Annotated in this window: 18 protein-coding genes; 11 read left to right on the top strand and 7 right to left on the bottom strand. The window is 60.5% G+C overall.

All coding sequences use genetic code 11. The annotated features are described in order from the left end of the window. Nucleotides 1–62 precede the first annotated feature (62 nt). The 4 genes from oppC to ACVDHI_RS04380 all read right to left on the bottom strand — a co-directional run bounded on the left by oppC (nucleotide 63) and on the right by ACVDHI_RS04380 (nucleotide 4,542). On the bottom strand, nucleotides 63–974 hold the full coding sequence (oppC, locus tag ACVDHI_RS04395) for an oligopeptide ABC transporter permease OppC (protein ID WP_447211739.1): 912 nt from the start codon (nucleotides 972–974) through the stop codon (nucleotides 63–65). A 14-nt stretch (nucleotides 975–988) separates the two neighbouring features. Continuing rightward, entirely contained in the window at nucleotides 989–1,909 is a 921-nt protein-coding gene (gene oppB / locus ACVDHI_RS04390; RefSeq protein WP_010674330.1) for an oligopeptide ABC transporter permease OppB, read from the bottom strand. Between the two features lie 97 nt (nucleotides 1,910–2,006). Continuing rightward, on the bottom strand, nucleotides 2,007–3,626 hold the full coding sequence (locus ACVDHI_RS04385) for an ABC transporter substrate-binding protein (RefSeq protein ID WP_447211738.1): 1,620 nt from the start codon (nucleotides 3,624–3,626) through the stop codon (nucleotides 2,007–2,009). Nucleotides 3,627–3,906: 280 nt separating this feature from the next. After that, nucleotides 3,907–4,542 (bottom strand): YchE family NAAT transporter, encoded by a 636-nt coding sequence (locus ACVDHI_RS04380; RefSeq protein WP_010674328.1) that lies wholly within the window; start codon nucleotides 4,540–4,542, stop codon nucleotides 3,907–3,909. A gap of 741 nt (nucleotides 4,543–5,283) precedes the next feature. Between ACVDHI_RS04380 and adhE the strand changes: the two genes are divergently transcribed. The 5 genes from adhE to ACVDHI_RS04355 all read left to right on the top strand — a co-directional run bounded on the left by adhE (nucleotide 5,284) and on the right by ACVDHI_RS04355 (nucleotide 13,615). Further along, nucleotides 5,284–7,959 carry a bifunctional acetaldehyde-CoA/alcohol dehydrogenase gene (gene adhE / locus ACVDHI_RS04375; protein WP_042017218.1) on the top strand — a complete coding sequence of 892 codons (2,676 nt, stop codon included), beginning with the start codon at nucleotides 5,284–5,286 and terminating at the stop codon, nucleotides 7,957–7,959. 110 nt (nucleotides 7,960–8,069) lie between these two features. Continuing rightward, entirely contained in the window at nucleotides 8,070–9,305 is a 1,236-nt protein-coding gene (locus ACVDHI_RS04370) for an HD-GYP domain-containing protein (RefSeq protein ID WP_447211737.1), read from the top strand. 352 nt (nucleotides 9,306–9,657) lie between these two features. Then, nucleotides 9,658–11,349, top strand: coding sequence for a LytS/YhcK type 5TM receptor domain-containing protein (locus tag ACVDHI_RS04365; RefSeq protein WP_447211736.1), 1,692 nt, complete (start codon nucleotides 9,658–9,660; stop codon nucleotides 11,347–11,349). Next, a complete protein-coding gene (gene btsR / locus ACVDHI_RS04360; protein WP_010674324.1) occupies nucleotides 11,346–12,050 on the top strand; it encodes a two-component system response regulator BtsR in 705 nt (234 codons plus the stop codon). The genes ACVDHI_RS04365 and btsR overlap by 4 nt, the downstream gene beginning before the upstream one ends. 143 nt (nucleotides 12,051–12,193) lie before the next feature. Then, the gene (locus ACVDHI_RS04355) at nucleotides 12,194–13,615 is read left to right on the top strand and encodes a carbon starvation CstA family protein (RefSeq protein WP_039038989.1); all 1,422 of its coding nucleotides are present in this window, start codon (nucleotides 12,194–12,196) and stop codon (nucleotides 13,613–13,615) included. A 62-nt stretch (nucleotides 13,616–13,677) separates the two neighbouring features. Here the strand turns inward: ACVDHI_RS04355 and ACVDHI_RS04350 are convergent, their stop codons facing one another. Further along, complete coding sequence (locus ACVDHI_RS04350) at nucleotides 13,678–15,321, bottom strand: mechanosensitive ion channel family protein (RefSeq protein ID WP_041215426.1); 1,644 nt, start codon at nucleotides 15,319–15,321, stop codon at nucleotides 13,678–13,680. Nucleotides 15,322–15,537: 216 nt separating this feature from the next. Between ACVDHI_RS04350 and ACVDHI_RS04345 the strand changes: the two genes are divergently transcribed. From ACVDHI_RS04345 to ACVDHI_RS04325, 5 genes are all read left to right on the top strand, one after another. Continuing rightward, nucleotides 15,538–15,870, top strand: coding sequence for a DUF3302 domain-containing protein (locus ACVDHI_RS04345; RefSeq protein ID WP_039038991.1), 333 nt, complete (start codon nucleotides 15,538–15,540; stop codon nucleotides 15,868–15,870). A 10-nt stretch (nucleotides 15,871–15,880) separates the two neighbouring features. Beyond that, nucleotides 15,881–16,918, top strand: a complete 1,038-nt coding sequence (locus ACVDHI_RS04340; RefSeq protein WP_041215427.1) for an HlyD family secretion protein — start codon at nucleotides 15,881–15,883, stop codon at nucleotides 16,916–16,918. Nucleotides 16,919–17,040: 122 nt separating this feature from the next. Continuing rightward, complete coding sequence (locus tag ACVDHI_RS04335; protein ID WP_447211735.1) at nucleotides 17,041–18,801, top strand: DEAD/DEAH box helicase; 1,761 nt, start codon at nucleotides 17,041–17,043, stop codon at nucleotides 18,799–18,801. Between the two features lie 87 nt (nucleotides 18,802–18,888). Beyond that, the gene (dacB, locus tag ACVDHI_RS04330; protein ID WP_324063074.1) at nucleotides 18,889–20,322 is read left to right on the top strand and encodes a D-alanyl-D-alanine carboxypeptidase/D-alanyl-D-alanine endopeptidase; all 1,434 of its coding nucleotides are present in this window, start codon (nucleotides 18,889–18,891) and stop codon (nucleotides 20,320–20,322) included. 211 nt (nucleotides 20,323–20,533) lie between these two features. Continuing rightward, nucleotides 20,534–20,791, top strand: coding sequence for a GrxA family glutaredoxin (locus ACVDHI_RS04325; protein WP_010674029.1), 258 nt, complete (start codon nucleotides 20,534–20,536; stop codon nucleotides 20,789–20,791). Between the two features lie 59 nt (nucleotides 20,792–20,850). On the opposite strand, the gene ACVDHI_RS04320 is transcribed toward ACVDHI_RS04325, so the two are convergent. Beyond that, nucleotides 20,851–21,060: a DUF1653 domain-containing protein gene (locus ACVDHI_RS04320; RefSeq protein ID WP_447211734.1), complete on the bottom strand. Its 210-nt coding sequence runs from the start codon at nucleotides 21,058–21,060 to the stop codon at nucleotides 20,851–20,853. Between the two features lie 356 nt (nucleotides 21,061–21,416). Here ACVDHI_RS04320 and ACVDHI_RS04315 point away from each other — a divergent pair, with 356 nt between their 5' ends. Then, on the top strand, nucleotides 21,417–22,631 hold the full coding sequence (locus ACVDHI_RS04315) for a pyridoxal phosphate-dependent aminotransferase (RefSeq protein WP_005302243.1): 1,215 nt from the start codon (nucleotides 21,417–21,419) through the stop codon (nucleotides 22,629–22,631). 65 nt (nucleotides 22,632–22,696) lie between these two features. Here ACVDHI_RS04315 and ACVDHI_RS04310 read toward each other — a convergent pair whose 3' ends face one another. Beyond that, a complete protein-coding gene (locus ACVDHI_RS04310; protein ID WP_324056939.1) occupies nucleotides 22,697–24,172 on the bottom strand; it encodes a YfcC family protein in 1,476 nt (491 codons plus the stop codon). Between the last annotated feature and the right edge of the window lie 47 nt (nucleotides 24,173–24,219).

The following is a 24,219-nucleotide window of genomic DNA, read 5'->3' as shown; positions in this document are numbered from 1 at the left end:
GAACGCGGTGCGTTCCCTGAACGGGTCTGATGGCCCCTTGGCGTCTTGCCGGTCCCTGGGTATCAGCGATCCTTGGGATCCAGGGCATCACGCAGACCATCCCCGAGGAAGTTGAAGCAGAACAGGGTCACCACCATGAAACCGGCGGGGAACAGGAGTTGCCAGATGGCCACTTCCATCGACTTGGAGCCTTCATCCAGCAGGGCGCCCCAGCTGGTCATGGGCTCTTGCACGCCCAGACCCAGGAAGCTCAGGAAGGATTCGAACATGATCATCCCCGGCACCAGCAGGGTGGCGTAAACCGCCACTATGCCGAGCACGTTGGGCACGATATGACGGGTGATGATCTTCCACTTGGAGACGCCGCAGACGTGGGCCGCCTCGATGAACTCCTTGCTCTTGAGACTCAGGGTCTGGCCGCGCACGATCCGCGCCATGTCGAGCCAGCTCACCGCCCCGATGGCGAGAAAGATGAGGGCCAGGTTGCGACCGAAGAAGGTCACCAGCATGATCACGAAGAACATGAAGGGGAAGGCGTTGAGGATCTCAAGCCCCCGCATCATCAGGCTGTCGACGCGACCGCCGATGAAGCCGGACGCGGCGCCGTAGAGGGTGCCGATGATGACGGCGACCAGGGCCCCCATGATGCCGACCATCAGGGAGATGCGTCCGCCGAGCAGGGTACGCACGAACAGGTCGCGCCCCAGGCTGTCGGTGCCGAACCAGTGGCCGGTCTCCATGTCCGGGGCACTCTGCATGGCCCCCCAGTCCGGGTCATCGAACGTGTACTGGGACAGGTGGGGCCCCACGATCACCGCCAGACCGATGATGGTCAGGATGATGAGGCTGGTCAGGGCCGCCTTGTTGCGCAGGAAACGGCGACGGGCATCCTTCCACAGGGAGCGTCCTTCCACCACTTCCACTTTCTGGGCGAACGCCTCGACGGCTTCGCGCTTTTCAGTTGTGACTACCATGATGTACTCCCGGCTTAGTAACGGATCTTGGGATCGATGACGGCATAGAGAATATCGACCACGGCGTTAAAGGTGATGGTGAGCGCCCCGACCAGAATGGTCAGACCGAGCACCATGGAGTAATCACGGTTGAGGGCACCGTTGACGAACAGCTGGCCAATCCCCGGCAGGCCGAAGATGGTCTCGATGACCACGGAGCCGGTGATGATGCCCACGAAGGCCGGTCCCAGGTAGGAGACCACCGGCAGCATCGCCGGGCGCAGCGCGTGCTTGAGGATGATGTGGCGCAGCGGCAGCCCCTTGGCGCGGGCGGTACGGATGAAGTTGGAGTTCATGGTCTCGATCATGCTGCCGCGCATGATGCGGGAGATGGCCGAGATGTAGTACATCATCATGCCGAACACCGGCAGTACCATGAACTGGGCGCCGCCCCCCTGCCAGCCCCCCGCCGGGAACCAGCCCAGATAGATACTGAAGAAGAGCACCAGCAGCGGTGCCAGCACGAAGCCGGGTATCACCACCCCGGCCATGGCCGACGACATCAACAGGTAGTCGATGAGGGTGTTCTGTTTCAGGGCCGCAATGGTGCCGAAGGTGACCCCCAGGGTCACTGCCAGCAGGAAGGCGACCGAGCCTATCTTGGCGGAGACAGGCAGGGCCTGGCTCACCAGATCATTGACGGTGAAGTCCTTGTATTTGAAGGAGGGCCCCAGATCCCCCTGGACCAGGTTGCCGAGGTAAGTGAGGTATTGCATGCCGATGGGCTTGTCCAGGCCATATTTGGCTTCGATGTTGGCCAGGACTTCCGGCGGCAGGGCGCGTTCGCTGGTAAAGGGGTTACCCGGGGCGAAGCGCATCATGAAGAAGGAGACGGTGATCAAGACCAGCAGAGTCGGGATCGCTTCCAGTAGACGTTTAAGGATGAATTTCAACATAGACATTTCCTGTCCTGTACTGCTTCCAAAGGGTCGCGGTTGTAATAAAGGCCCGCCGTCTGGCGGGCCCTGCTTGTTATGCGACTTGTTTCTTTACTCAGTGAGCAACGATGTACATGTCTTTGCTGTAGATGTTGTCCAGCGGGTTGGCCGGGTAGCCGCCCACGTAGGGCTTGACCATGCGGGAGGTCACGTACTGATAGATGGGGGCGATCGGCATGTCCTTGGCCAGGATCTCTTCGGCCTGGACATAGAGCTTGTTGCGCGCCTCGGCATCCACCTGGTTGCGGGACTCGCTCATCAGCTTGTCGAACGTCGGGTTGGAGTATTTGCCGTCGTTGTTGCCGTGGGTGGTCTGCATCAGATCCAGCATGGAGGAGGCTTCGTTGTAGTCCGCAATCCAGCCGGCGCGGCCCACGTCGAAGTTACCCTGCTTCTTGGTCTCCAGGTAGGTCTTCCACTCCTGGTTCACCAGGCTCACCTGCACGCCGAGCTTCTTCCACATGGAGGCGACGGCCACGGCCACCTTTTTGTGGTTGTCATCGGTGTTGTAGAGCAGCTCGAACTTGAGCGGCTTGCCCGGGCCGTAACCGGCTTCGGTCAGCAGCTCTTTCGCCTTGGCATCGCGCTCTGCCTGGGTCAGCTTGGACCAGGCCGGCGCCACCGGCTTGAAGCCATCTACAAAGTCAGGCACGAGCGTATAGCCCGGGGTTTCGCCCTTGCCCATCACCTTGTCGGCGATCACGTTGCGATCGATGGCATAGGAGAGGGCGGTACGCACCCGCACATCGTCAAACGGCTTGTGCTTGAAGTTGTACTGGTAGTAGTAGGTGCCCACATAGCCGCTGACCTTTACTTCGTCCGGCAGCTCTTTCTTCATCTGCTTGAAGCGTTCGATGGGCATGTTGTAGGTCAGATCCACTTCGCCAGCCAGATAGCGGTTCAGCTCGGCGTTGGTGGACTGGATGGGCAGGTAGGTCACCTTGTTGATGACGGTCTTGCCGTTGTTCCAGTAGTTGGGGTTGCGCTCGACGTCGACGCGCTCGTTGACCACCCAGTCCTTCAGCACGTAGGCGCCGTTGGATACCATGTTGCCGGGCTGGGTCCACTTATCACCGAACTTCTCGATCACCTTCTTCGGGACCGGATAGGTGGTGGTGTGGGAGAGCATGCTGACGAAGTAAGGCACCGCCTTCTCCAGCTGCACCTCGAAGGTGTGATCGTCCACCGCCTTCACGCCCAGGGTGTCGGCCGGCTTCTTGCCCGCGATGATGTCGGAGGCGTTGACGATGGTCGGGATCTCCATGTACCAGGAGTAGGGAGAGGCCGTCTTGGGATCCACCGCGCGCTGGAAGGCAAAGACGAAGTCATGCGCGGTGACCGGATCCCCGTTGGACCACTTGGCATCCTTGCGCAGGTGGAACACGTAATGTTTGTTGTCCTTGGTTTCCCAGGACTCGGCGACGCCGGGCAGGGTCTCACCCTTGGGGCCGGAGGAGACGAGACCTTCGAACAGGTCACGCAATACGTTGGATTCGGGGGTACCTTCCACTTTCTGGGGATCCAGGGTGGCGGGTTCGGAACCATTGCCTTTCACCAGGGTTTGCTCGGGAGCAAGCTTGGTACCGGCGGGGACATCGGCGGCGTGAGCCAGGGTGGCGCCACCGAAAAGTGCAGTCAATAAAAGGGTATTAATAATTGTTTTTCTATGAGTCATTTCCATACTCCAACAAGAACATTCCATGCATTTGTTATCCACGAGACAAACACCTCGCTGCCCGCATAATTCCCTGACAATTCTGATAATGCAATAGATATCATCAGGAACAGGCCGCTTTCATGGTCAAAAAAACAACTTAAAACCATTTATTCAGCATTTAAATATCCCGCAGCGGTCATTTTTCGTACAAGGCCGCTCGATTCTAGGAAATGACCAACAAAAAAGAAACAATAAAAAGCCGGTCACAAGGACCGGCTCCGACAAAAACGGACCTGGCTCACACCAGACCGGGGAAGACTCCCTTGATGCCCGCCACGATGATCTCGATGCCAAGGGACATCATGATGAGACCCATGATACGGGTCACCACGTTGATGCCGGTGTTGCCCATCAGCTTGAACAGCAGGGGAGCAGCCCGGAAGATGAGCCAGGAACAGCAGGCAAACGCCACCACCACCACGAACATGCCGGCCATCTGGGGCAGGGTCTTCTGGCTGGCATAGACGATGGAAGAGGAGATGGCACCGGGTCCGGCCATCAGCGGCAGAGCCAGGGGCACCACGGCAATGGATTCACGCGCAGCCAGTTCACCCTTCTCCTGCTTGTTGTGCTTCACCTCCCCCAGCTTGCCCTGCAGCATGGACCATGCGATCAAGGTGATCAGCGAGCCACCGGCAATGCGAAACGACGCCAGGGAGATGCCGAAACTGTCGAGGATGAGCTGTCCCATGCACATGGAGACCATCAGGATGATCATCACGGCAATGTGGGCGGTGGTGTTGGTCTTGCGTCGCTCCTCCGGCGACATGTGGCCCGTCAGGCTCACAAAGACCGGCAACAGACCCAGCGGGTTGATGATCGCGAACAGGCCGACGAAAAATTTCAGGTATAAAGAGAAGTCTATTGCTGCCATAGGCGCCATCCAGAACCAATACGAGCCACAAGGGGCCAGCCCCCAAACTGCGCGTAAATTTACACCATGGCTTTTCCCTTCTCCAATCAAATAATCTCACCCTTACCGGGGCTTTTTAGTTAGTTCCGCTAATGTATCGACATAATTCAACATATCGGGTTGTTAAGGGAGAGAGGCCACCATTAACATCGCCGGGTGCCATGGCAGCGCGTTATATCAACCCTCAGCCAAGAAACGATATTTTCGGCAAATGGCACCCTTGCTTCTCACCACACCTGCTTGCTGCCACCGCCAGATGTGCTGTTTCGCCAGGGCGACTGGATGAAAACAACAACCCCTTTCTCAACATAAATGAAACGTCAGGGGAGTGAACGTTCTGCCACCATCACGGCGATACCGCCTCCCCCCATCCCGGTCAAGGCGAGAATTCATCGGATCCCCTTCCCTGAGCAGATATTCCAAGGGCGCGTGACAGCAGCTCGTGATGCCAAGAAAGGATGACACACTCCCGTAACATAGTGGTGCGATAAGGGGTGAAACAGAATTTCTTTTGTTCTTTTGTTACATATGATCCAGATCAATCTTTTCTGACACATCCCGACCCTATAATCGAGCCAGAAAACAGTTTACTAAGGCATGTAAATACCCCGTTATGGTGATTCTCGCCTTGACAAGGTGGCTATAATTGCCGGGCATTGCCAAGGTCTTACTAAACAGTTTTCAAATCATCAGGAGATAAACATGGCAGTAACCAATTTGGCTGAACTGGATGCACTGGTTGCCCGCGTCAAAGAAGCACAGCGTCAATTCGCCAGCTTCTCGCAAGAGCAGGTAGACAAGGTCTTCCGTGCCGCCGCCCTGGCCGCCAGCAACGCCCGTATCCCCCTGGCCCAGATGGCCGTGGCTGAATCCGGTATGGGTATCATCGAAGACAAGGTTATCAAGAACCACTTCGCCTCCGAATACATCTACAACGCCTACAAAGATGAGAAGACCTGCGGCATCCTCAGTGAAGATGACGAGATGGGCACCATCACCATCGCCGAGCCGGTAGGCATCATCTGCGGTATCGTACCGACCACCAACCCGACTTCCACCGCGATCTTCAAGGCACTCATCTCCCTGAAGACCCGCAACGCCATCATCTTCTCCCCGCACCCCCGCGCCAAGAACTCCACCAATACCGCTGCCAAGCTGGTACTGGATGCTGCCGTGGCTGCCGGTGCGCCGAAAGACATCATCGGCTGGATTGATCAACCCTCCGTCGAACTCTCCAACGCCCTGATGCGTCACGACGACATCAACCTGATCCTGGCCACCGGTGGCCCGGGCATGGTGAAGGCCGCCTACTCCTCCGGCAAACCCGCCATCGGCGTGGGTGCGGGCAACGTGCCCATCGTCATCGACGAAACCGCCGACGTGAAGCGTGCCGTCGCCTCCATCCTGATGTCCAAGACATTCGACAACGGCGTGGTCTGTGCCTCCGAGCAGGCTGTTATCGTAGTCGACTCCATCTACAACCAGGTCAAGGAGCGTTTCGCGACCCACGCCGGCTACATCCTCTCCAAGGACGAAGCGGACAAGGTGCGTAAAGTGCTGCTGATCAACGGCGCCCTGAACGCCGACATCGTGGGCCAGCCTGCTACCAAGATCGCCGCCATGGCCGGTGTGACCGTGCCTGCCACCACCAAGATCCTCATCGGTGAAGGTCTGGAACTCTGCGCGGAAGACGAGTTCGCTCACGAGAAACTCTCCCCGACGCTGGGTATGTTCCGTGCCAAGAACTTCGAAGAAGCCGTCGAAATGGCCTGCGACATGGTCAACATCGGTGGTATCGGCCACACCTCCGGTCTCTATACCGACCAGGATCGCAATGCCGACCGCATCAAGTACTTCGGCGACAAGATGAAGACCGCCCGTATCCTCATCAACACCCCCTCCACCCAAGGTGGTATCGGTGACCTGTACAACTTCGCGCTGGCCCCGTCCCTGACCCTGGGTTGCGGCTCCTGGAGTGGTAACTCCATCTCCGAGAACGTCGGTCCCAAGCACTTGATCAACAAGAAGACAGTCGCAAAACGGGCAGAAAATATGCTGTGGCACAAACTTCCGAAATCCATCTACTTCCGTCGTGGTTCCCTGCCGATCGCCCTGGGCGACCTGGAAGGCAAGAAGCGCGCCATGGTGGTGACCGACCGCTTCCTGTTCAACAACGGCTATGCCGATGAAGTGGTTCGCCTGCTCAAGAAGCTGAACATGGAAGTGGAGATCTTCTACGAAGTGGAAGCCGACCCCACCCTGTCCGTGGTACGCAAGGGCGCCGAGATGGCGAACTCCTTCAAGCCGGACGTGATCGTCGCCCTGGGCGGTGGTTCACCCATGGATGCGGCCAAGATCATGTGGGTCATGTACGAGCACCCGGACACCGCGTTCGAAGATCTGGCCATGCGCTTCATGGACATCCGCAAGCGTATCTACAAGTTCCCGAAAATGGGCGTGAAGGCCGAGCTGGTCTGCATCACCACCACGTCCGGTACCGGTTCTGAAGTGACCCCGTTTGCGGTCGTGACCGACGACGCCACCGGCATGAAGTACCCGCTGGCCGACTACGAGCTGACCCCGAACATGGCCATCGTGGATGCCAACCTGGTAATGGGCATGCCCAAATCCTTGTGTGCCTTCGGTGGTATCGACGCCGTGACCCACGCCATGGAAGCCTATGTCTCCGTGCTGGCCAACGAATACTCCGACGGTCAGGCGCTGCAAGCCCTGAAACTGCTGAAGGACTACCTGCCCTCCAGCTACATCAACGGCGCCAACGACCCGGTTGCCCGCGAGAAGGTGCACAACGCGGCCACCATCGCCGGTATCGCGTTTGCCAACGCCTTCCTGGGTGTGTGCCACTCCATGGCCCACAAACTGGGTGCGGAGTTCCACATCCCCCACGGTCTGGCCAACGCCCTGCTGATCAGCAACGTCATCCGCTACAACGCGAACGACAACCCGACCAAGCAGACCGCGTTCTCCCAGTACGACCGTCCGCAGGCTCGCCGTCGCTACGCCGAAGTAGCTGACCACCTGGGCCTGACCGCTGCCGGTGACCGTACCGCCGCCAAGATCGAGAAGCTGCTGACCTGGCTGGACGAGCTGAAGGCTACCCTGGGGATCCCGGCCTCCATCCGCGAAGCCGGCGTGAACGAAGCGGACTTCCTGGCCAAGGTAGACCAGCTGGCGCTGGAAGCCTTCGATGACCAGTGCACCGGCGCCAACCCGCGCTACCCGCTGATCACCGAGCTGAAAGCCATCCTGATGGACACCTACTACGGCCGTCCCTTCATCGAGGAAGCCCCTGCTGCCGCCCCGGTTGCAGCCAAGGTCGACGCCAAGGTGGACAACAAGAAAAAATCCAAGGCCTGATAAACGCCACGGATGACAAGAGCCCGCGCACATGCGCGGGCTTTTTTGTTTGTCTATCTGTTTAATTTTGCTAGCTTGTTGATAGGCAAATTCGACAGAAGAGCTAGTCCATGGCGCTGATACAGGCCTCCATCGAGCAGTTGAGAGTCGGCCACTACATCCATCTTCCCACGGGATGGACGAGCCACCCTTTCATGTTCAACGCCTTCAAAATCAAGGACCAGCAACAGCTCGACATCATCCGCCACCTCGACCTGACCCTGCTGATGGTGGATCCCGACAAGAGCGATCTGCCGGTCGAGCCCCTGCTGCGGGCCGAACCCGTCCCCTCTCTTGAGATGAGCGACACCGGGGATACCACCCCCTCTTCTGAGGGCCCCACCTTCGACGAAAAGGCGTTCAGGCGCTCCCTTCGCATCGCGGACAAGGCGTTCGGTCAATCCCTGTCAGATCTTCGCGACGCCCTTGGCGCCCTCAACCTCAAACCGGACGAAGGCCTGGCCAATACCGCACAGATAGTGCGCAGCACCGCCGCCCGTCTGGCAGAACACCAGGGACCGCTCGGTCTGCACCTCATCCGCAGCCAGAACACGGATACCCTGCTGCAACACAGCCTGAGCGTGGCATTCATCGCCATGTTGATGGCACGGGAGCTTGGCATGAATCCCGTCGAGATCGAGGAGACCGGTCTGGCGGGCCTGCTCCACGACATCGGCGAGCTCAGGATCCCGAGCCAGATCATCCAGAAGCGGGGGGAGCTCAGCAAGGCGGAGCAGAATTTCCTCAACATGCACCCCCAGTACGGACTGGAGATGCTCAACCAGTTGCAGGCTTTCGAACCCAGGATCCGCGAGGTGGCCTACCTGCATCACGAACGCCTCGATGGCAGCGGTTTTCCCCTCGGGATCAAGGGCGACAAGATCCCCCCCCTCGCCCGCCTCATCGGGCTGGTGGACCACTATGACGAGCTGCTTCACCCGCGCAGCGGCCTCAACCCACCGGGACCCAGCCAGGTGATCGGCCAGCTCTACAAGCTCTCCCAGAAGAAGTTCGAGCAAACCCAGGTCAGGTTGCTGATAAAAGTGCTGGGGGTCTATCCGCCGGGTTCCCTGGTGCGCCTGGATGACGATGCCCTGGCCCTGGTGCTCTCCACCGAGCCCAGCATGCCCCTCAGACCCAAGGTGCTGCCCTACCTCAAGGGACAGCGACCGGAAGGGGTGGTCATGATCGATCTGCGGGAAGATACGCGAAGCATCGTCGCCACCCTCAGACAGGAAGAGCTGGACGACGCGCAACGCGCCTTTTTCGGTCTGGGTCGGCGGGTCTGTTACTATTTCGCCTTCTGAGTTATCCCCAGAAGCTGGGGATAACTCATTGGACAAACCTGAATAATTGCTCAGGTCCCCTCGAAATCGTCCACCATTGGAGCTGGATAAAAAACGCCCAGCCGATGGCCGGGCGGAGCATGCCACCTCCGTGTGGCGTATCCGGTGGATACCTTCATGCTCGCATCAGCAATATCAAGCGGGCACCGATTACACAAATATCAATTTAACGTGCTGATTTTATATGGTTTTATTTTTCCATTCTGGCAAACTGCCGCAGCGTTCAGCCCGCAGCCCGCATCAGGACGGGCTCAGGCTCACCCTGCGTCATGACAACGCCCGGCTCCGGCGTGGTGTTTGAGGAAGCTTTTTTATGCAACTAGTCCTCTCTCTGCTCCAGCAGATGAGTGTCAGCCTGGTCATCGCCTACCTTTTTTCCAAGAGCCCCCTGTTGCGTCCCCTGGCCAACTACTCCGTCAGGCTGCCCCACAAGGTGCTCATCTATGTCATCTTCTCCTGCTTTTGCATCCTGGGAACCTATGTGGGCCTCGACATCGATGACGCCATCGCCAACACCCGGGCGGTCGGTGCCGTACTGGGGGGACTACTGGGCGGCCCTCTGGTGGGATGCCTGGTGGGGCTGACCGGCGGCCTGCACCGCTATACCCTGGGGGGATTCACCGATCTCGCCTGCGCCATCTCCACCACCTGCGAAGGCTTGTTGGGGGGGCTGGTCCACTGGCGGCTGATGCGGGCAGGCAGGGTCAATGACCTCTTTGCCCCCAGGGTCGCCTTCTTTACCACCTTCGTGGCCGAGATCATGCAGATGGTGATCATCCTGCTGGTCGCCACCCCCTTCGACAAGTCCCTGCTGCTGGTGCGCACCATCGCTACCCCCATGATCCTCGCCAACTCCTGCGGGGCGGCGCTCTTCATCAGCATGATCCGCGATCAGCAGCGGATGTACGAAAAGTTCTCCCGAGTCTTCTCCGCCAAGGCGCTCACCATCGCCAACCGCACCGTCGGCATCATGAGCCAGGGGTTCACTCCGGAGGCCAGCGGCAAGATAGCCCATATCGTTCAGGAAGAGACCGGCGTCGGCGCCGTCGCCATCACGGACACCGACAAAATCCTCGCCTTCATCGGCACCGGGGAAGATCACCACAAGCCGGGCACTCCCATCACCTCGGCGATCACCCTGCAAGCCATCGCCCAGAACAAGGTGCTGTTCGCCGATGGCAACAGCCAGCCCTATCGTTGCAGCATCTCCCCCCAGTGCCAGCTCGGCTCCGTGCTGGTGATCCCCCTGCAGGGTGACGAGGGGGTGATCGGCACCATCAAGCTCTATGAGCCAAAGAAGCGGCTCTTCCTCAAGATCAATCACACCCTGGGAGAAGGGATCGCCAACCTGTTGTCCCAGCAACTGCTGGCAGGCCGCCTGGAGCAGCAGCAGCGCCTGCTGGTGCAATCCGAGCTCAAGCTGGTGCAGGCACAGATAAACCCCCACTTCCTGTTCAACACCCTCAACACCATCAGCGCCATTACCCGCCGCGATCCGGGACGGGCACGGGAGCTGCTGCTGCACCTCTCCCGCTTCTTTCGCAACAACCTCAAGCGCCAGAGCGGCCTGACCACGCTGCGTGAGGAGCAGGAGCACTGCCTCTCCTACCTGGAGATAGAGCAGGCCCGCTTTGGCGAGCGGCTCACCGTCATCAACGAGATCCCGTTCCACCTTGCCGAGGTGCAACTGCCGAGCTTCACCCTGCAGCCCCTCATCGAGAATGCCATCAAGCACGGCATCTGCTCCCTGCTGGGAGAGGGGCGACTTCGCCTCTTCGCGAGGGAGACCCCCGAGGCGATCACCCTTTGCGTCGAAGACAACGCCGGGGCCTGGCAACCATCCGGCCAGGGGGATGGTCTGGGGATGAGCCTGGTGGACAAGCGCCTCAAGAGTGCCTTTGGCGAGCGCTATGGCATTGACGTCCAGTGGGAGCCAGAGCAATGGACCCGGGTCTCCCTGACGCTCCCACGACAACCCCGCACCACCGCCAAGGAGATGACATGATCCGCACCCTGATCGTCGATGACGAGCCCTATGCCCGCGAGGAGCTGGCAGAGCTGCTGGCCAGCGATCCCGACATCGAGATCCTGGGCATGGCGGGCAACGCCATCGAGGCGCTCGGCCTCATCCAGCAACTCAAGCCGGATGTGGTGTTTCTCGATATCCAGATGCCCAAGCTGAGCGGCATGGAGCTGGTGGCCATGCTCGATCCCCTGCCCCGCATCGTCTTTGTCACCGCGTTCGACGACTACGCCATCCAGGCGTTCGAGGAGAACGCCTTCGACTACCTGCTCAAGCCGGTGGAGCCGGCGCGCCTCGCCAAGACCCTGGCGCGGCTCAGGCAGGACATCACCCCGCAACCGGTCGGGACCCTGGCCCCGACCATCCACCATATCCCCGGATACCTGCACAACCGGGTGCGGCTGCTCCCAACCTCCCAGGTGGAGTACGCCTTCTCCGATCTCGGCGGTGTCCATGTCGCCTGCCAGGGCGAGCTGTTTCACACCCAGCTCACCCTCAAGTCCCTGGAGGAGAAGACCCCGCTGCTGCGCTGTCACCGCCAGTATCTGGTAGCCCCGGCCGCCATCTTCGAAATCCGGCTGCTGGAGAATCAACTGGCGGAGATCGTGACCCCGAGCGGGGCCCGGGTACCGGTCAGCCGCCGCTACCTCAAGGAGCTCAAAGACGAGCTGGGACTGGAATAAAACGGGGCGCGATGTGCGCCGGATCACAGCGGGCAACCGCTCGGGTCGCCATGTCGCCGCTCACCCTCTTTCACCTGCCGTTAACAGAAGTCCCCCCTACACTGGCTGCGCACACCAAAAAATAACAAAGCAGGAGCGTAGCAATGATCTGGTTCTTCCTCTGTGTCGGCTTGTTGATAGCCGGCTACTTCGTATACGGCAAATTCATCGAACGGATATTCGGGCCCAAACCCGAGTTGAAGACCCCCGCCATCACCATGGCGGACGGAGTGGACTATGTCCCCATGTCGGACAAGAAGGTCTACCTGGTTCAACTGCTCAACATCGCCGGCGTCGGCCCCATCTTCGGCCCCATCCTGGGTGCCCTCTATGGTCCGGTCGCCATGCTCTGGATCGTCTTTGGCTGCATCTTCGCAGGTGCGGTCCACGACTACTTCTCCGGCATGCTGTCGGTACGCGCCAGGGGCGCCTCGGTGCCGACCGTGGTCGGTGAGCACCTGGGCACCGCCGCCAAGCACTTCATGAACCTCTTTGCCGTGGTGCTCCTGATGCTGGTGGGCGTGGTCTTCGTCCTGAGCCCGGCGGGCCTGCTCGCCAACCTCACCTCCACCGATCTGGTCTACTGGATTGCGGCCATCTTCGCCTACTACATCCTCGCGACCATCGTCCCCATCGACAAGATCATCGGCCGCTTCTACCCCATCTTCGGCGCGCTGCTGGTCTTCATGTCGGTCGGCCTCATCATCGGCCTCATCGTCTCCGGCAAGGGCTTCTACAACACCGGGATGGACTTCTCCAACCTGCACCCGACGGATCTGCCGCTCTGGCCGCTGCTGTTTATCACCATCGCCTGTGGTGCCGTCTCCGGTTTCCACGCCACCCAGTCTCCGCTGATGGCGCGCTGCATGCAGAACGAGAGCTCCGGTCGCTTCATCTTCTACGGAGCCATGATAGGGGAAGGGATCATCGCCCTCATCTGGTGCACCCTGGGTCTCTCCTTCTACGACAGCACCGAGGCGCTCAACGCCACCCTGGCCAGCGGCGGCCCCTCTGCCGTGGTGCACGAAGTCTCCACCAGCCTGCTAGGTACCGTGGGCGGCATCCTGGCCATCCTCGGCGTGGTGATCCTGCCCATCACCTCCGGTGACACCGCGTTTCGCAGCGCCCGCCTCATCGTGGCGGACTTCCTTAACCTGACCCAGAAGCCCATGGCCAAGCGTCTGCTCATCGCCATCCCCATGTTCATCCTGGGCTTCATCATCTCCAAGGCCGAGTTCGGGGTGATCTGGCGCTACTTCGGCTGGGCCAACCAGACCACCGCCGTCATCATGCTGTGGGCTGCGGCCGCCTACCTCATCAAGGAAGGCAAGCTGCACTGGGTATGCACCATTCCCGCCATCTTCATGACCGCAGTGGTCATCACCTACCTGGCCAACGCCCCCATCGGTTTCGGCCTCGAGATGAATGTTTCCACCATCATCGGTCTGGTGAGCACTGCCCTCATCACCCTCGCCTTCCTGGTGAAATTCAGGCCCTCCCAACTGAGAGAGGCCAAGGAGAGCTGAGGCATCAGCTTCTCTTCATGACAAGAGGCCCGGCATTGCTGCCGGGCCTCTGCTTTTTGTGGTCACTCCCTGACGGGGGGCTCGGCGGGATCGGGCGCCCGGGCCGGCGCCTGATACCACTGCTCCCTGGCCACCAGCACAGCCTGCTCCGGCTGGGCAATGAAGTTGGGGGACATGATCTGCACCCCGAACTCGTTGAAGACATCCTGAATATGGCCATGGAGCTCCGTCTTGACCACCGCAGGGAGTTCGCTTGCCTTCATCCTCACCTGCAACTCGTACTCCACATACCAATCCTGCAGATTCAACTGCCGCACCAGGGGAGCTTCATCCTGATTGAGCCGGGTGCAGCGCCTCGCCGCCAGCTCCAGCATGGCATGTACCTGACGCCAGGGGGTGTCATAACCGATAGTCACCTTGGTCAACAGGGCCACCCCCTTCTCGCCCGCCAGCCGTGTCAGGTTCACCACCTTGCCACCCACCACCACCGCATTAGGCAGCGTGACCTCGTGATCCTGGCGCGTCACCAGCTTGGTCGAGAGGGCATTGAGCTCGCTCACCATCCCCTCCACCTCGCCGATCTGCACCAGATCCCCTGGCCGCAGTGCGCGGGAGTAGATGAGCACCAGGCCGCTCATGGCATGGTTCATGATACCGGCCGATCCCAGTGTCACCATCAGACCGAAGAAGACGCTGATCCCCTTGAAGGCATCGGAATCCGCCCCCGGCAGATAGGGGTAGGCCACGGTCAGGGCAAACAGCCAGATCACCACTGACAGCAGTCGCCGGGTGGCGCCTATGGTTTCGGCGTGCAAACCCTGCACCCGGAACTGGCCACGCTCGATGCGGTCGAAGAGGATGGCCAGCATCTTGATGAAGAAACGGGTGATGACCACGATAAGCAGCACGGTTACCAGACCGGGCATGGCGGCAATCATGCCTTCCAGCATGTCGCCACACAGGGCAAACAGGGATTCCCCAAGCTGATAGCTCCAGGCCCGGGTCTGGGGGAACAGGCCGAGCACATAGGTCAGCCAGCCATAGGTGAGCATGAAGATGAGCAGCAGCGTGATGAGGCCGAGCAAGCGGACCTCGACATTCCCGGTGACCTGGCGCCAGGAGTGGGGGACCAGCCCCTTCTGCAGCAACAGGCGGTTGGCCAGCCACTTTCTGACTCGCCGATGCCCCCGCTGCAACAGCCAGATGAGGCCGAAGAAGATCAGGCTGGCCACCACCGCCAAGCCGACGGCTCTGAGCAAATAGGGGGTCGAGTGCAGCTCGAGATACTTGATGCGCACGCCGTCGAGCCGATGCCGGACGCGCTCGGCCGCCTGATCCAGGGTCAGCTCGTCGAATTCATCAAGGTCCCCTTCCAGCAGCACCAGAATGCGCTTGCCATTGACCAGAAACTCCCGGCTCTCCTGGCCGTGTCGGCTGCCTTTCGTCACGGCCACAGGCGTCATGAGGTCGCTTGGCTCCATCCGCTGAACTCGCTCATGGGCCAGCCGTACCCTGGCCGCCCCATCCAGGTTGCCATATTTAGCCGTCAGCATGACGATGGGTTCATGAAGCAGGACCAGGGTCTGTGCCAATTCCTGCTCATTGGGTTCCATTCTGGGTTCGGCGGTCCAGCCGAGGCGGGACCACAACAGGCAGATCAGCAACAGGCCAAGCCGCCATCCTTTGCCACTGCACCATTCGTTCATCAGGTTCACCTCTCACCTTGCCCGGGCATCCATTGCTGTTTGATTTTATCTAACCAAATCAATTTTGTGTGTTAAATGAGCAACCGATGAACCATGCCTGTACCGCCACACCAACTCTCCGATTGCAGACTTGCACCGACGGCATATGCTGTCATTATTGCCGAAGCCTCGACTCGACAATCGAAGCATTGTTAGCGACTCAGACGGGAGAAATCGATGGTACTTGACTACATTGCCCTGGGGATCCTGGTGTTTGTCGTCTTGGTCATGTTCTATGGCATTATCGTCATTCACGATATTCCATATGAAATTGCCAAGCACCGTAATCACCCCCACCAGGACGCCATTCACGTGGCAGGCTGGGTCAGCCTGTTCACCCTGCACGTGCTCTGGCCCTTCCTCTGGATCTGGGCCACGATTTATCGCCCCGATCGCGGCTGGGGCTTCTCGCAACGCCTACAACATGACGAAACCGAGATCAGCGCACTCAAAGAGGAGCTGGCCGCACTGCAGGCTCGCATGACCACGCTCGAACAGACCGACAAATAGGTAACGCCCCATGGACCTGCTACTTATTCTCACCTATACGGCCCTCTGCATAGGTATTTTCAAGATCTTCAAGATCCCGCTCAACAAGTGGACCGTGCCGACCGCCGTGCTGGGTGGCGTCATCATCATCGGCACACTCATCATGCTGATGAACTACAACCACCCCTATTCCGAGCTGGCTCGCAACTATTATGTCTCCACCCCGGTCGTGCCCCTGGTCAAGGGGCGTGTCACCGACGTCCCGGTCAAGCCCAACCAGCCGGTCAAGAAAGGGGATGTGCTGTTTCGCATCGACGCTGAGCCCTTCAAGGAGAAGGTCGCCAGCCTGACGGCGCGCCTCGCCTCCAACACCGATTTTCTGAAGGCTCTGGACGCCCGCCTGCGCTCCGCCAGCCTGGACAGGGATCGCGCCCAGGAGCTGATGCGACGGGGCATCGGCAAACAGCGCGACCTCGACGTCACCCAGGCCAACGTGGATGACATCGTCGCCCAGATAGATCAGCAGAAAGCGACCCTCAATGACCTGAGTGCCCAGCTCAACATCGCCAAGTACGATCTGGAGCAGACCGTGGTCTACGCCCCGAGTGACGGTCATGTCGTGCAACTGGCATTGCGCCCGGGCATGATTGCCGCCCCCTTCATGTTCCGCCCCGTGATGACCTTCATTCATGAAGATGCCAATGCCTATGTCGGCTGGTTCTGGCAGAACAGCATGCAGCGGCTCAAGGCGGGTGACGAGGCCGAAGTCGTGCTCGACGGCATCCCGGGTCGCATCTTCAAGGCCAAGGTGCAGTCCGTTATCCCGGCCATGGCACCGGGCAATATCCAGGCACAGGCGGGTCTTATCGATCAGACCTCGGCCCAGGTACCGGGTCGCCTGCCCATCGTGCTCGAGATCACCGATCCCGAGTGGGCAAACTACCAGGTGATCGCGGGTTCCAGCGGTCAGGCCGCCATCTATACCGAGCACTTCCACCACGTGGCCATCATGCGCAAGATCCTGATGCGCATGGGTAGCTGGCTCAACTACCTGTTCCCCTTCCACTGAGGTCCCTGACCTGCACGGGCCGGCATCCTGCCGGCCCGCTTCCTGTCAGCGCGAGCCTCCCTCGCTGCATTTTCCCCGCAAGATCCCTATAATGGCGCCACCTTGCGCCACAGCCGTTCCCCATGTTCGTTCTCAGACCCTATCAAACCGACGCGGTCAACGCCGTCATCAGCCACTTTCGCAAACACCCGGATCCCGCCGTGGTGGTGCTGCCCACCGGGGCCGGCAAGAGCCTGGTGATTGCCGAACTGGCCCGCAAGGCCCGTGGCCGGGTGCTGGTGCTGGCTCACGTCAAGGAGCTGGTGGAGCAGAACCACGCCAAGTACGAGGCGTGGGGGCTCAAGGCCGACATCTTTGCCGCCGGGCTGGATCGCAAGGAGGCGAGCGCCCAGGTAGTGTTTGGCTCGGTGCAGTCGGTGGCGCGCAATCTGGATGCCTTCGACGGCGCTTTTTCGCTGCTCATCATCGACGAGTGCCACCGGGTCTCGCTCGATGACGACAGTCAGTACCATCAGGTGATAGACCACCTCAAGGCCGCCAATCCGGCCCTCAAGATCCTCGGGCTCACCGCCACCCCCTATCGACTCGGGCTGGGCTGGATCTACCGGCGCCACTACCACGGCATGGTCAAGTGCCACGGCGAGCGGCTCTTTGGTGACTGCGTGTTCGAACTGCCCCTGCGCTTCATGGTGAAAAACGGCTACCTGACCCCGCCGCGCCTGGTGGACGCCCCCATCGTCCACTACGACTTCAGCAAGCTGGTGCCGCGGGAGAACGGCCTGTTCAGCGAGGCGCAGCTCAACGGCGAGATCAGGCGACAGGAGCGGGTCACCCCCCATATCCTGAGCCAGGTGCTGGAGTATGCGGCCGACCGGCAGGGGGTGATGATCTTCGCCGCCACCGTCGAGCATGCCCGGGAAATTCATGGCCTGCTCGATGCCAGAGGCCAGCAGGCCGCCCTCGTCACCGGCGAGACGCCGGGACCGGAGCGCGACGCTCTAATCAGTGCCTTCAAGGCGCGCGAGCTCAAGTTTCTGGTCAACGTGGCGGTGCTCACCACCGGTTTTGATGCCCCCCACGTCGACCTTATCGTGATGCTGCGTCCCACCGAATCGGTGTCGCTCTATCAGCAGATTGTGGGACGGGGCCTGCGCCTCTCACCCGGCAAGAGCGATTGCCTGGTGCTCGACTACGCAGGCAACAACTTCAACCTGTTTGCCCCCGAAGTGGGGGAGCCCAGGCCCCACGCCGGCACAGAGCCGGTTCAGGTGTCCTGCCCCGCCTGCGGCTTTGCCAACACCTTCTGGGGCAAGACCGACGAGGATGGCAAGGTGATCGAGCACTACGGCCGCCGCTGTCAGGGACTGTTTGAAGATGACGAGGGCAACCGCGAGGAGTGCGACTACCGCTTTCGCGCCAAGATCTGCCCCGGTTGCGGCGCTGAAAACGACATCGCCGCCCGTCGCTGCCAGAGCTGTGACCAGCTGCTGGTGGACCCTGACGACAAGCTCAAGGAGGCCCTCAATCTCAAGGACTGCATGGTGATCCGCTGCGCCGGTTTGACCCTGAGTGCCGGGCGCGGCAAGCAGGGGGAGCGGCTGGAGGTGACCTACCACGACGAGGATGGCCTGACCCTGACGGAGTACTTCCCCTTTCACTCCCGGGGTGCACAGCGCTTGTTTCAACAACGCTTTGTGCGTCATCATTGGCCCGCCCCGGGCCTGGAGCCCGAATTCACTACCCTGGCGAGCGTGATGCTCGCGGCAGACCAGTTCCGTCACCCGGATTTCGTCATCGCCCGCAAGTCGGGACGCTTCTGGCAGGTGAAGGAAAAAATATTCGATTACGAGGGGCGTTACCGGACTGCCAACGCCCCGGCCTGACCCCATGGCAGGCGATACCCGGCAGTCACCCGTTTTGATTATCGGGGCGGTTTCTGATGCCGCCCTTTCGTTCAGTTAGAGGATCCTATGCAGCGGCTGTTGATTGGTTTTTGTGCTCTCTTTTCTTTGGCGGCCCAGGCCGCCCCGCTGACCCCGCCCAAGGGGGGCCAGTACGCCGTCATCGTACAGGGCAACAACGGGGTGGAATTTGCCCGTCACGCCGATGACATGATAGCCCCCGCCTCCACCATGAAGGTGCTCACCGCGCTCGCCGCCCGCCTCGAACTCGGTGCCGACTTCCGCTTCGCCACCGACATCCAGGCCCAGCCCGGCGCCAAACAGGGCACCACCATCAACGGCGACATCTGGATCAACTTCGTGGGCGACCCGACCCTGTCGCGCATGGATCTGGTCGCCCTGTTCAAACAGTTGGGCGTCACCCGCATTCAGGGCAACGTCTATGTCAACACCGGTGCCTACAACGGCTATGAGCGTGGCAACGGTTGGTCCTGGGGGGATCAGACCCTCTGTTTCGCCGCTCCCGTCTCCTCGGTCATCATCGACAAGAACTGCGCCTACGGCACCATCACCGCCACCCAGATTGGCAAGCCTGCGGTGGGCAACGTGGCCACCGGTGTGCCCATCGGCATCGGCGCCGACAACGTGGAGGTGATGAGCTATGGCGACATGGCGCGTCAGTTCTGCGCTCTGGAAGTAGAGATGGCCAAGGGCAACTTCTACGAGCTCAAGGGCTGCATCACCCCGAACAAGGAGCCACAAGGGCTGCGCTTTGCCATCCATGACGTGGAGGCCTGGGGCTGGGACAACATCCGCTGGGCCATGAACCGCGCCGGGATCAGCCACGACGGCCTGCTGCGGGTCACCCATCAGGCCCCTGTCGGTGCCCAGACCCTGGCGACCCACTACTCTGTCTCCCTGCCGGTGATGCTCGCCAAGATGTTGAAAAAGTCCGACAACCTCTACGCCGATACCTTCCTCAAAACCGTGGGGCGTCACTACTACAACAAGCCGGGAAGCTATCGCAGCGGTACCATGGCGGTGCGCGCCATCCTGACCAAGCACGGCATTGACCTTGGCAACGCCACCCTGGCCGACGGCTCCGGCCTCTCCGCCCACAATCTCATCAGCGCGCGCCAGATGTTGTCGGTGCTGAACTTCATCCAGAAGAACGATGCCGAGCTCGACTTCATCAAGCTGCTGCCAAGCTCCCAGGTGGACGGCACCCTGGCCTGGCGACGCAGCGTCACCGCTCCCATGATGAAGAACAAGGTGCACGCCAAGACCGGTACCATCACAGGTACGTCGAACCTCGCCGGCTTCATCGACACCGCCGGTGGCCAGCGCAAGGCCTTCGTGATGTTCCAGCGCGGTCTCTCCCAGGATCCGGCGACCCACGAGCGCTACCGCGCCAGCAAGGCGCCCTGGCCCTGGACCGTCTTCGAAAAAGGCGTGCTGGAGAGCATCTACCAGCAGCAACCCATCCAGATCGTCGAGCAGTGATAGACGGGCTGCCTTGCCGGCAAGGCGGCCCGATTCCCCGGCCTTGGGGCGAAACAGGGGCGCTGGCGCCGTCATCAGCAGCGGGCGCAATCGGAGATGGCGAACGTAAGCATCGCTATTTTCAGCTTTGACTGACAGGGCGCCACGGCTATGCTGTGCCCAGCCTCATCTCAATGGCCTTCTTCAACGGCTTGTTTAATGGAGAGAAAAGATGTTTGTAGAGATTTTTGGTCGTCCCGGTTGCCCCTATTGCGTGCGTGCCAAGCAGATTGCCGAGCAACTGACCGAGGAGCGCGATGACTTCGAGTTCCGCTACGTGGATATCAACGTGGCCGGGCTGACCAAGGACGATCTCGCCGCCAAGGCGGGCAAGCCGGTCACCACTGTGCCGCAGATCTTCCTGGATGAGCAGCACATCGGCGGCTGCACCGATTTTGAGGCCTATGCCAGAGCCAATCTGGGTCTGTAAGCCCCGACACCATGAAAAAAGGCGCCTCTGGCGCCTTTTTTCATGTCGCCAAACCTGCCTCAGGCCACCGGCGTGAAGCGGCTCACCACCTGTCCCTGATGTTCAATCCACTCCATGAACATGGCGACGGGGCGGGCATAGACCTGACCATCCTGTTCGGATTGATAGATCACCAGCTGCTCCTGGGTTTCGGTGTTCAAGGCCAGGGCCAGAACCTGGTAATAGCCCCCCTTGAAATGGCGGTAGCGACCGGTGGCGGGTGCCTGCATGAGTGAACCTCGAGAGCGGGAAGATGAGCCCCCGTGCCTGCGTGCTCCCCTGGCAGATCGACGGGTCGGGGCCTTTTTTACCCCAGCCAATCGTGCCAGATGGGGGAGATATTTCAATACACTCATGTTGCTTTATGAATCTGCCCCTCATCTTTCACTGATCTACCAAAGAGAGGCAAACGATCATGCTGAATTTAACATTTCAACAACCCTGTTTCAGGGGTAAATATCAGGGATTTATTCCATAAATTAGATTGTTCTAGCATTCAATTCTGTGAAGAATAGGGGCAGAGAAATTTGATACTAAAAACAGCTTTTCTGCCAACGCGCCCCACGGGGAAGGAATCACGCTCACCATGTTCACTATCGACAAGTCGCACAAGCTCGACGATGTCTGCTATGACATCCGCGGCCCGGTGCACAAAGAAGCTCGCCGTCTCGAAGACGAAGGTCACCGCATCATCAAGCTCAACATCGGCAATCCGGCCCCGTTTGGCTTCGAAGCACCGGAGGAGATCATCAAGGATGTGATCCTCAACATGCCCCAGAGCCAGGGCTACTGCGACTCCAAGGGGCTCTTCTCCGCCCGCAAGGCGGTGATGCAGTATTACCAGCAAAAAGGGATGCGCAAGGTCGACATCGACGACATCTACATCGGCAACGGTGCGAGCGAGCTCATCGTGATGGCGATGCAGGCGCTGCTCAACAACGGCGACGAGATGCTGGTGCCCTCCCCCGACTACCCGCTCTGGACCGCGGCCGTCACCCTCTCCGGCGGCCATGCGGTGCACTACCGCTGTGACGAAGGGGCTGACTGGTACCCGGATCTGGACGACATCCGCGCCCGCATCACCCCGCGTACCCGCGGCCTGGTGCTGATCAACCCCAACAACCCGACCGGCGCCGTCTACGGCAGCGAGTTTTTGCTTGAAGTGATCGAGATCGCCCGCCAGCACAACCTCATCATTTTCGCCGACGAAATTTACGACAAGATCCTCTACGACGACATCTCCCACACCAGCGTCTGCACCCTGTGCGACGATGTGATGGTGGTGACCTTCAACGGCCTCTCCAAGGCCTACCGCGCCTGTGGCTTCCGCCAGGGCTGGATGGTCATCACCGGGCCCAAGGGGCGCGCCAAGGGTTACATCGAGGGGCTGGAGATGCTGGCCTCCATGCGGCTGTGTGCCAACGTGCCCATGCAGCACGCCATCCAGACCGCCCTTGGGGGCTACCAGAGCATCAACGAGCTGATCCTGCCGGGGGGCCGCCTGCGTCGCCAGCGGGACAAAGCCTGGGAGCTTTTGAACGAGATCCCCGGGGTCTCCTGCGTCAAGCCCAAAGGGGCGCTCTACATGTTCCCGCGCCTCGACCCCAAGGTGTATGACATTCGCGATGACCAGAAGATGGTGTTCGACCTGCTGCAGCAGGAGAAGCTCCTGCTGGTGCAAGGCACCGGCTTCAACTGGCCGGCACCGGATCACTTCCGCCTGGTATTCCTGCCCCGGGAAGAGGAGCTGGAAGAGGCCATCGGTCGCCTCGCCCGCTTCCTCAAGGGCTACAAGCAGTAAGCAAGGCTCATGGAAAAGGCTCCCGCGGGAGCCTTTTTGTTGTCTGTCGTTTTCTATCCGCGCCATCAGCCGTGGAGCAGGGCACCGGCCACCAGCACCGCCATGGTGATGAGGGCCACCCCGATGATGAAGGGCAGCACCCAGCGCACGAAGCGATCGTAGGGGATCCTGGCGAGCGCCAGCCCCGCCACCAGGTGAGCGGCGGTGGGGGCAAACAGGTTGATCCAGCCGGAGGCGGACTGATAGGCGGTGATCACCAGATCCCGCGAGATGCCGGAAAAGTCCGCCAGCGGCCCCATCAACGGCATGGAGACGGTCGCGAGCCCCGAGGTGGAGGGAATGAAGAAGCTCAGGATGATATGCACCAGATAGGCCATCAGGATGAAGACCGACGACGACAGCCCGCTCACCAGCCCCTCGGCCCAGTGCAGTATGGTGTCGATGATGACGCCGTGCTCCATCACCACATAGATGCCGCGCGCCACCGCTACCACCAGGGCAACCCCGATGAGATCCCGCGCCCCGTTCAGGAAGGTCGCCACGTAGTTGGACTCCGGCATCCGGTTGATGAGGGCAATCAGGATGGAGGCGCTGAAGAAGAGGGTAGAAAGCTCGTCGAACCACCAGCCCAGGGTGGGCAACAGATCGATGCCCAGATCGGACCAGGGCACCACCGCATAGATCATCAGCAGGAAGGTGCCGAAGAAGACCAGCATGGTGAGTTTCTGCTTGCCGCTGAAGGCGAGGTTGCCGCTCTTCATCTGGGAGAACTCGTCGTCATAAACGATATCGGCCAGCACGGAGCGGGACTTGTCCTGCTGCACCTGCCTGGCGTAGCGCATCACGAACCAGGAGGCGAAGATCACCAGCAGCAGCCACTGGATGACCCGCAGCCCTATCCCCTCACCGATGGGGATACCCGCAAAGCCGGAGGCGATGCCGGTGGCAAACGGATTGACGGTGGAGGCGAGCACCCCGACCCCGGAGCCGAGCAGGATGATCCCCGCTGCCACCATGCGATCGAAGCCCGCCGCCATCATCACCGGCACGATGAGTGCCCAGAAGGCCACCGTCTCCTCCGCCATGCCGAAGGTGGAGCCACCAAGAGCAAACAGGGCGATCAGCACCGGGATGAGCAGCCGCTCGCGCCCGGCGAAGGTGCGCACTATGGCCCCGACCCCGGCATCCAGCGCCCCGCTTTGCATGGTCACCGCCAGAAAGCCGCCGATGATGAGCACGAACAGTGCCACGTCCGCCGCCTTGTGAAAGCCCTGGATGGGCGCCTTGAGCACATCGAATACCCCCTGGGGTTGGGAGGGGAGCTCGGTGTAACTGCCGGGTACCGGCAGCAATCGCTCGTCACCGCTGTAGTCGGCCACGGCCGCCGCAGCCACCGGCTGCTGGGTCTTGGCCGTCAGATAGTTGTATTTACCCGCCGGCAGCACCCAGGTGAGGGCCGCCATCAGGGCGATGATGATGAAAAGCAGGGTATAAACCGTGGGGAGCTGGCGCTTCTTGGGCGCCTCATGGGATGTGGTCATGACTTTCGTACCTCGGCGGTGCCGTCTGTGATCCGGACAGCGCAAGC

The sequence above is a fragment of the Aeromonas sp. 25-248 genome (assembly GCF_053005425.1).
The sequence above is the reverse complement of the archived record's forward strand: the minus strand, read 5'-3'. Positions and strand labels throughout refer to the sequence as shown.

Coding starts and splice junctions, on each gene's coding strand:
- ACVDHI_RS04380 (WP_010674328.1), bottom strand. CDS start 4,542: ATGGCAGCAATAGACTTCTCTTTATACCTGAAATTTTTCGTCGGCCTG.
- ACVDHI_RS04335 (WP_447211735.1), top strand. CDS start 17,041: ATGTTCGTTCTCAGACCCTATCAAACCGACGCGGTCAACGCCGTCATC.
- dacB (WP_324063074.1), top strand. CDS start 18,889: ATGCAGCGGCTGTTGATTGGTTTTTGTGCTCTCTTTTCTTTGGCGGCC.
- btsR (WP_010674324.1), top strand. CDS start 11,346: ATGATCCGCACCCTGATCGTCGATGACGAGCCCTATGCCCGCGAGGAG.
- ACVDHI_RS04365 (WP_447211736.1), top strand. CDS start 9,658: ATGCAACTAGTCCTCTCTCTGCTCCAGCAGATGAGTGTCAGCCTGGTC.
- oppB (WP_010674330.1), bottom strand. CDS start 1,909: ATGTTGAAATTCATCCTTAAACGTCTACTGGAAGCGATCCCGACTCTG.
- ACVDHI_RS04315 (WP_005302243.1), top strand. CDS start 21,417: ATGTTCACTATCGACAAGTCGCACAAGCTCGACGATGTCTGCTATGAC.
- adhE (WP_042017218.1), top strand. CDS start 5,284: ATGGCAGTAACCAATTTGGCTGAACTGGATGCACTGGTTGCCCGCGTC.
- ACVDHI_RS04370 (WP_447211737.1), top strand. CDS start 8,070: ATGGCGCTGATACAGGCCTCCATCGAGCAGTTGAGAGTCGGCCACTAC.
- ACVDHI_RS04325 (WP_010674029.1), top strand. CDS start 20,534: ATGTTTGTAGAGATTTTTGGTCGTCCCGGTTGCCCCTATTGCGTGCGT.
- ACVDHI_RS04345 (WP_039038991.1), top strand. CDS start 15,538: ATGGTACTTGACTACATTGCCCTGGGGATCCTGGTGTTTGTCGTCTTG.
- ACVDHI_RS04355 (WP_039038989.1), top strand. CDS start 12,194: ATGATCTGGTTCTTCCTCTGTGTCGGCTTGTTGATAGCCGGCTACTTC.
- ACVDHI_RS04340 (WP_041215427.1), top strand. CDS start 15,881: ATGGACCTGCTACTTATTCTCACCTATACGGCCCTCTGCATAGGTATT.
- ACVDHI_RS04310 (WP_324056939.1), bottom strand. CDS start 24,172: ATGACCACATCCCATGAGGCGCCCAAGAAGCGCCAGCTCCCCACGGTT.
- ACVDHI_RS04320 (WP_447211734.1), bottom strand. CDS start 21,060: ATGCAGGCACCCGCCACCGGTCGCTACCGCCATTTCAAGGGGGGCTAT.
- ACVDHI_RS04385 (WP_447211738.1), bottom strand. CDS start 3,626: ATGACTCATAGAAAAACAATTATTAATACCCTTTTATTGACTGCACTT.
- ACVDHI_RS04350 (WP_041215426.1), bottom strand. CDS start 15,321: ATGAACGAATGGTGCAGTGGCAAAGGATGGCGGCTTGGCCTGTTGCTG.
- oppC (WP_447211739.1), bottom strand. CDS start 974: ATGGTAGTCACAACTGAAAAGCGCGAAGCCGTCGAGGCGTTCGCCCAG.